Annotated in this window: 5 protein-coding genes and 1 pseudogene; 4 read left to right on the top strand and 2 right to left on the bottom strand. The window is 66.5% G+C overall.

The features are described 5' to 3' along the window. Positions 1-603: pseudogene (locus tag A0U87_RS25075) on the top strand (TonB-dependent receptor); the annotation flags it as partial. A 78-nt stretch (positions 604-681) separates the two neighbouring features. Continuing rightward, positions 682-1218: a hypothetical protein gene (locus A0U87_RS25070; RefSeq protein WP_122927882.1), complete on the top strand. Its 537-nt coding sequence runs from the start codon at positions 682-684 to the stop codon at positions 1216-1218. Positions 1219-1287: 69 nt separating this feature from the next. Here the strand turns inward: A0U87_RS25070 and A0U87_RS25065 are convergent, their stop codons facing one another. After that, entirely contained in the window at positions 1288-2454 is a 1167-nt protein-coding gene (locus A0U87_RS25065) for a pyridoxal phosphate-dependent aminotransferase (RefSeq protein WP_048937677.1), read from the bottom strand. Between the two features lie 144 nt (positions 2455-2598). After that, complete coding sequence (locus tag A0U87_RS25060; protein ID WP_048937676.1) at positions 2599-3756, bottom strand: pyridoxal phosphate-dependent aminotransferase; 1158 nt, start codon at positions 3754-3756, stop codon at positions 2599-2601. A gap of 196 nt (positions 3757-3952) precedes the next feature. On the opposite strand from A0U87_RS25060, the gene ptsP reads away from it, so the two are divergent. Continuing rightward, a complete protein-coding gene (ptsP, locus tag A0U87_RS25055) occupies positions 3953-6226 on the top strand; it encodes a phosphoenolpyruvate--protein phosphotransferase (RefSeq protein WP_004208020.1) in 2274 nt (757 codons plus the stop codon). Positions 6227-6300: 74 nt separating this feature from the next. Continuing rightward, positions 6301-7119, top strand: an 819-nt coding sequence (locus tag A0U87_RS25050; protein ID WP_137406104.1) for a helix-turn-helix domain-containing protein, incomplete at its 3' end; no start/stop codon positions are given.

Raw genomic sequence — 7119 nt, 5'->3', positions numbered from 1 at the left:
GGCATGGGGCCGCCCGATGGCCCGCCGCCCGGCGGTGGACCTGGTGGTCCGGGCGGTCCCGGTGGGCCGGGCGGACGGGGCGGCTTCGGTCCGCCCGGTGGTGGTCCGTTCGGCGGCGGCAGCGACAATGGCGCGCGGCTGCAACTCTCGCTCTATCACAGCATCATGCTGCGCGACGCGGTGCTGCTGAGCGAGGGTGGGCCATGGGTCGATTTGCTGAATGGTGGCACGCTGGGCGGGAGTCCGCAGCCGCGCCACAAGGTGCAGCTGAGCAGTGGCGTGATCGACAATGGCGTCGGCATCCGGCTGGACGGCAACTGGCAGAGTGCGTCGCATGTGACCGGGGACCAGACGGCGTCGGGTGGCGACCTGCGCTTTGGCCAGCTGGTGACGTTCGACCTGCGGCTGTTCGCCAACATGGCCAACCGGTTCCGCGGCCAGGACTGGGCGCGGGGCATGCGGGTGAGCTTCACCGTCGGAAATCTGCTGAACCGGCGTCAGAAGGTGACCGATGGCACGGGTGCGACGCCGGTCGCCTATCAGCCCGCCTATCTCGATCCCGAGGGGCGGACGCTGATGCTGTCGGTGCGGAAGCTATTGTGAATTGGGAAGGGGCACCTGCTGAATCGGCGTCCCTTCAACCTGATTGAAAACCGGTCATAAAATGCGCATCTGGCGCGGATGAGCAAAATCTCTTTCCTTGCCCGGATGGTGGCGCCGATCGGCGTCCTGCTGGGGACGCCCGCCGCAGCGCAGGAGGCACCGGACTTTTTCGGCGCGGCGCTGTGCCAGCCGCCCTATTCGACCGACAGCGCGACCGCCCTGTATGAAGCCGCCGAAAAGGTCGCCAAAGCAGATACATCGATGTTGGGGGCGGCGATCTATACGCTGCCCACGCCGATCGAGCGGGACGGCTTTGTGGCGCGGGCGGTGGTCTTTGCCGGCATGTCGGTCGGCGTGCTGCTGGATGGCGAGGTCGCGGAGGCCGCGGCCGCCCGTTATGGGCTTGCCAGGGAAAAGAGCCGCCTGTTCGGCGCGTCGAGCCTGGGCTTTGCGCGGCAACTGGACGATGGGGCGCAGGACATGCGCGAGATGGGGTTGATTTCCGTCGTTGCGCGGCAGGGGCCTGCCCTGGCGGGGCGGACATTGCTGACCTGCGAGTTCGTGTCGCATGAGGATCGCAAGGCGCTCGACAGTCAGGAAGGCGATGCGCCCTGATATGAAAAGGGGCGCCCGGTTGTCCGAACGCCCCTCCTTCGTGACGGCTTTGCTATGGGATGCCGTGGCTCAGGCCTTGTAGACCTTGTCCACAGCCGCACAGAATTTCGTCATGTCTTCGGCCGAACCGACGGTGACGCGCGAGACATTGGGCCAGATCGGCCAGTTGCGGCCGATCTGCACCTTTTCCGGCGAGGCGAGCAGGGCGGCCTGCATTTCCTTGGCCGGCTTCTTCCAGTTGACCATGAACATGTTGGCTTCGCTGCCGGGCTGGACTTCGATGCCCTTCTTGGTGAGCCAGGCGATGGTCTGGTCGCGGGCGGCGATCATCTCGTCGCGGCGCGCCTTGATGAGCGCGGCTTCGGGATAGACGGCGTTGCCGCAGGCCATGGCGGTGATCGACAGGCCGCCGGCCGACGGGCCGAACAGCATCAGGCGCTTCTGCACTTCGGGATCGGCGAAGGTGAGGCCGAGGCGGATGCCGGCCATGCCGAACAGCTTCGAGAAGGTCCGCATGACGATGATGTCCTTGCGGTTGCCGATCAGCGAAGCGGCGCTGGGTGCGTCCGAGAAGTGGATATAGGCTTCGTCTACCAGCAGCATGGAATCGGCCGGCTTGTTGTCGAGCAGCCACTTGATGTCGGCGATCGGCGTGATCGTGCCGGTCGGGTTGTTGGGTGTGCAGATATAATAGAGGCCGGCGTTCGGGTTGGCGGCCAGCATGGCCTTGACGTCATGGCCCTTGCCGACGGCCTGGGGTGCCTTGGCGATCGGCGCCTTGAGGTAATCGGCGGTGCGCCAGGCGGATTCGAAGGTCGGGTCGGCGGTGACCAGGCCCTTGGTCGGCGAGCAATAGGCCGCGACGGTCGAGACCAGCGGGCCACCCGAGCCGGGCCACAGCATCACCTGGGCTTCGGGAATGCCCTCCACCTTGGCGATGGTCGAGACCAGGTCGCCGCGATAATTGTCGGGGTCATACCAGTTGCCGACGGCGCCGGCCTTGGCGATGGCGTCGACGCCCGAGGGGAAGGGGCCGGTCCAGCATTCGTTCGAGCCGATGCGCACCGCGCCCTTGATGCCGCGGGCGGCCTGCTGCTGCGCGAAGGCGGGCGCGGCCAGCATTTCGTGCATCGCGGCGCCAGCGCCGATCAGGGCGGCAACCTTGGCAAGCTGGCGGCGCGAATAGCCGCGCTCGATCAGGTCTTCCCGCGCTTCCTTGTCCAACATCATGGTCATGCCGATTGTCCCCTTGTTTTCCTGCGAAATGCCTTGGATTTCGTCTGGAGAAACGAAGGCGGAAACAATTTCCGCAATGCAAAAGGGGCTGCGGCACGCTTTATTTTGCGTGCCGCAGCCCCTTTTTGGTAAGGTCAGGTCAGATCAGGCCTTCCAGACCGCGTCCACAGCCTTGCAGAAGGCGTCCATCTCGCTGGCAGAGCCGACCGAGATGCGCGAGACATTGGGCCAGATCGGCCAGTTGCGGCCGATCTGCACCTTCTGCGTCAGCAGGGCGGCCTGCATGTCCTTGGCGGGCTTTCCCCAGTCGACCATGAACATGTTCGCCATGCTGCCCGGCAGCACCTTGATCCCCTTCTTGGTCAAATGGGCGATCGCCTTGTCACGGTTGGCCGCCATTTCGGCCTGGCGCGCCTTGATGAGATCGGCCTGGGCGACCGAGACGGTGCCGCAGGCGACGGCCGTCATCGGCAGCATGGCGGTGACCTGGCCACCGTCATAGCGCATCATCTTTTCCATCAGCGAGGGCGCGGCGAAGGTGAGGCCGAGGCGCATGCCGGCCATGCCGAACAGCTTCGAGAAGGTGCGCAGCACCAGCACGTCGTCGCGGGTGGCGGCGAGCTTGGCGGCGCGCGGCGTATCGGTCCAGTGGATATAGGCTTCGTCGACCACCAGCACCGAATCCTTGGGCTTGTTGGCGGCCAGCCATTCGATGTCGGCGATCGGCGTGATCGTGCCGGTCGGGTTGTTGGGCGAGCAGATATAATAGACGCCGGCATTGGGATCGGCCGCCAGCATCGCCTTCACGTCATGGGCATTGTCCTTGGTCAGCGGCACCTTCGTCACCTTGGCGCCGAGCCAGGCGCCGGTGCGCCAGATCGCTTCATAGGTCGGGTCGGCGGTGACGATGCCCTTGGTCGGCGAGGCGAAGGCAACGGCGACGCGGCTCAGCGGATCGGACGAGCCGGGCCAGGCAACGATGCGGTCGGCCGGAATGCCCTCCACCTGCGCGACCGCGGCGAACAGCTTCTCATGCTCATTGTCGGGTTCGTAGCGATTGCCTTCGGTCACCAGCTTGAAGGCGGCTTCGGCGGCGACCGGGAAGGGGCCGGTCCAGCATTCGTTGGCGCCGATGCGGACCGCGCCTTCGACCGGCTTGGCGGCCTGCTGTGCGGCGGCACCGACGGTGCGCATCGCAACGGCGCCGGCGCCGAGCAGCGCGGTCACCTTGGCCAGCTGGCGGCGCGAATAGCCGCGGTCCAGAAGCTCCTGTTCAAACTCCGTTGGCGTGGTCGTTTCCATGATCCCTGACTCCCAGACATGCTTGATGCTGCCTTTGCGGCGTTAGACGAATGTACAGCATGTATCCGCCACGCAAATGAGGAAGATGACCTAGCTTATCAGCGATGCGTAACAATCGTGCTTTTCTGCGGGGTTCATGAACATATCGCGAGGAAAGCGCTTGGAAAGAAAGCCATCCATCTGTTAGCGATTTGCCATGCCCAGTACGCCCGCCGCCGCCGCCCGCCAGATCCTCGTCCGCCTGCAGGAGGTAATGGCGGCGCGCACCAGCGCGCAGGCCAAGCTGAACAAGGTGGTGGAGATCATCGGCGAATCGCTGTCGAGCGAGGTCTGCTCCATCTATCTGGTGCGCGAGGGCGTGCTGGAACTGTTCGCGACCCGCGGCCTGAAGCAGGAGGCGGTGCATGTCACCCGCATGGCCAAGGGCGAGGGTCTGGTCGGGCTGATCGCCACCAATGTCGAGCCGCTGAATCTGGACGAGGCCGCCGCCCATCCCGACTTTTCCTATCGCCCGGAAACCGGCGAGGAGCTGTTCCACAGCTTTGCCGGCGTGCCGATCGTGCGGCGCGAGCGCGCGCTGGGCGTGCTGTGCGTGCAGCATGTCGAGCCGCGCAAATATGAAGAGGTCGAGATCGAGGCGCTGCAGACGGTCGCCATGGTGCTGTCCGAGCTGATCGCCAATGCCGAACTGGCCGATGACGGCCCGACCGATGCGCGGGTGCAGGAAACCGGATCGAACATCATGACCGGCCTGCAGCTGGTGATGGGCATGGCGCGGGGCCATGTCGTCTTCCACCAGCCGCGCGTCCATATCGAGCATACCGTCGCCGAGGATACGGAAGCGGAGCGGCAGCGGGTCATTTCCGCCTTTGCCAAGATGCGCGAACAGATCGACCGGATGACCGGCACGGCCGATTTCGGGACCGAGGGCGAGCATCAGGAGGTGCTCGAAACCTACAAGATGTTCGCCTATGACGAGGGCTGGATCCGCCGCATCAACGAGGCGATCGACAGCGGCCTGACCGCCGAGGCTGCAATCGAGCGGGTGCAGCAGCGCACCCGGATGCGGATGCGCCAGATCGACGATCCGCTGCTGCAGGACCGGATGCACGATCTGGAGGACATGGCCAACCGGCTGCTGCGCATCGTGTCCGGGCAATTGGGCACGGCGGCGCAACTGGGGCTGCGGCAGGACGCGATCCTGATCGCACGCAACCTGGGGCCGGCGGAGCTGCTGGAATATGACCGGCGGCGGCTGAAGGGCGTGATCCTGGAGGAAGGGTCGCTGACCGCCCATGTCACCATCGTCGCCCGCGCCATGGGCGTGCCGGTGCTGGGCCGGGTGCGCGACATTCGCCACCGGGTCAATGAAGGCGACCTGATCCTGATGGATGTCGCCGAAAATGCGCTGCTGATCCGGCCGACGCCCGACATGGAGGAGGCGTTCGAGACCAAGCTGCACATCACCCAGAAGCGGCGGGCGGAATTTGCCGCGCTGCGCGACCTGCCGTCGGTGACGCAGGATGGGGCGCGGATCGAGCTGATGGTCAATGCCGGCCTGCGCGAGGATGCGCAGGCGCTGGACATGGTCGGCGCCGACGGCATCGGCCTGTTCCGCACCGAATTCCAGTTCCTGGTCTCGGCGACGCTGCCGCAGCGCGAGAAGCAGCAGCGGCTCTACAAGGATGTGTTGGACGCGGCCGGCGACCGGCCCGTCATCTTCCGCACTGTCGACATCGGCGGTGACAAGGCGCTGCCTTACATGACGCGCGAGGATGACGAGCATGAGGATAATCCGGCGATGGGCTGGCGCGCGATCCGGCTGGCGCTGGACCGCGACGGCCTGATGAAGGCGCAGGCGCGCGCATTGCTGGAGGCGAGCGCGGGCAAGGTGCTGAACATCATGTTCCCGATGGTGTCGGAACCCTGGGAGTTCGAGGAGGCGCGCACGCTGGTCGAGCATCAGCGGCAATGGCTGATCGGGCAGAAGAAGAAGCTGCCGGTGGCGGTGCGCTATGGCGCGATGCTGGAGGTGCCGGCGCTGGCCGAGGTGCTGGACCTGCTGTTGCCGCAGCTCGATTTCCTGTCGATCGGCACCAACGACCTGACCCAGTTCCTGTTCGCCGCCGACCGCGCCCATCCCAAGCTGGCGGAGCGTTATGACTGGCTGAGCCTGGCGATCCTGCGTTTCCTGGATCGGGTGGTGCGGATCTGCGAGATCTACAAGGTGCCGGTCGGCGTCTGTGGCGAAATGGGCGGACGCACGCTGGAGGCGATGGCGCTGATTGGCCTGGGCGTGCGGCGGCTGTCGATCACGCCGGCGTCGGTCGGGCCGGTCAAGGCGATGATCCGCGCGATCGATGCGGCCGAATTGCAGGCGCTGATGCGCGATCTGTTGGACAGCGGGGCAAGCGATCTGCGCGCGCAACTGACCAGCTGGGCCGAGCAGCGGAACATCGAGCTGGCCTGAAAAGACACCGCCCCGGCGTTGACAAGCGCCGTCCCGCAATGAGACAAGGCCGCCAATCAAGGTCGCGGAGCAGCATGGCAGACGAACCCGAATTCGAACCCGTCGCGGACGACGCGACGGCAGCGCAGCCCAGCACCCCCGGCGCCAAGTTGCGCGCCGCGCGCGAGGCGCAGGGGCTGTCGGTGCAGGATATCGCCACCCGGACCCGCATCGCCCAGCGCCAGCTGGAGGCGATCGAGCGGGACGATTATGGCGCCTTGCCGGGCATTCCCTATGCGGTGGGTTTCGCCCGCGCCTATGCCCGCGCGATCGATCTGGACGAGGTGGCGATCGCCGCCGACGTGCGCAATGCCGTGCATAATTCCGACATGCGGGCGACCCGCTACGAAGCGTTCGAGCCGGCCGATCCGGCGCGGGTGCCGTCGCGCACCCTGGCCTGGACCGCGGCGGTGATCGGCATCATCGTGATTGCCGGCTTCACCATCTGGCGCACCCAGTTGCTGACCCCGCCGACCGGCGAGGAAATCGCCGAGCAGCAGGCAGAAAAGCCCGCTGCCGCGCCCAAGGCCGGCGTGCAGGCGCCGATTGCGGCGCCCGTGACCGGGCCGGTGGTGTTCACCGCCAATGACGATGTGTGGATGCGCATTGTCGACGAGGCGGGCGAGCGGCTGAAGGACGGGCTGCTGAAGAAGGGCGAGAGCTTCACCCTGCCGGCCGGCGCGCGCAATCCGACGATCCTGACCGGTCGCCCGCAGGCGCTGGACGTGACCGTGGGTGGCAAGGCGATCCCGCCGCTGGGCGCGGCCGACCGCACCATTGCCGACGTTCCGGTCAGTGCCGAGGCGCTGCTGGCACGGGCCGCCGCACCGGCAGGGGCTCCGGCGGGCGCTCCG

It is taken from the genome of Sphingobium sp. MP9-4, assembly GCF_005281675.1.
Lineage (GTDB): Bacteria > Pseudomonadota > Alphaproteobacteria > Sphingomonadales > Sphingomonadaceae > Sphingobium > Sphingobium yanoikuyae.
The sequence above is the reverse complement of the archived record's forward strand: the minus strand, read 5'-3'. Positions and strand labels throughout refer to the sequence as shown.

Excerpts from the sequence above, each read along its gene's own strand:
- A0U87_RS25070 (WP_122927882.1), top strand. The coding sequence starts at position 682 with ATGAGCAAAATCTCTTTCCTTGCCCGGATGGTGGCGCCGATCGGCGTC.
- A0U87_RS25065 (WP_048937677.1), bottom strand. The coding sequence starts at position 2,454 with ATGACCATGATGTTGGACAAGGAAGCGCGGGAAGACCTGATCGAGCGC.
- A0U87_RS25060 (WP_048937676.1), bottom strand. The coding sequence starts at position 3,756 with ATGGAAACGACCACGCCAACGGAGTTTGAACAGGAGCTTCTGGACCGC.
- ptsP (WP_004208020.1), top strand. The coding sequence starts at position 3,953 with ATGCCCAGTACGCCCGCCGCCGCCGCCCGCCAGATCCTCGTCCGCCTG.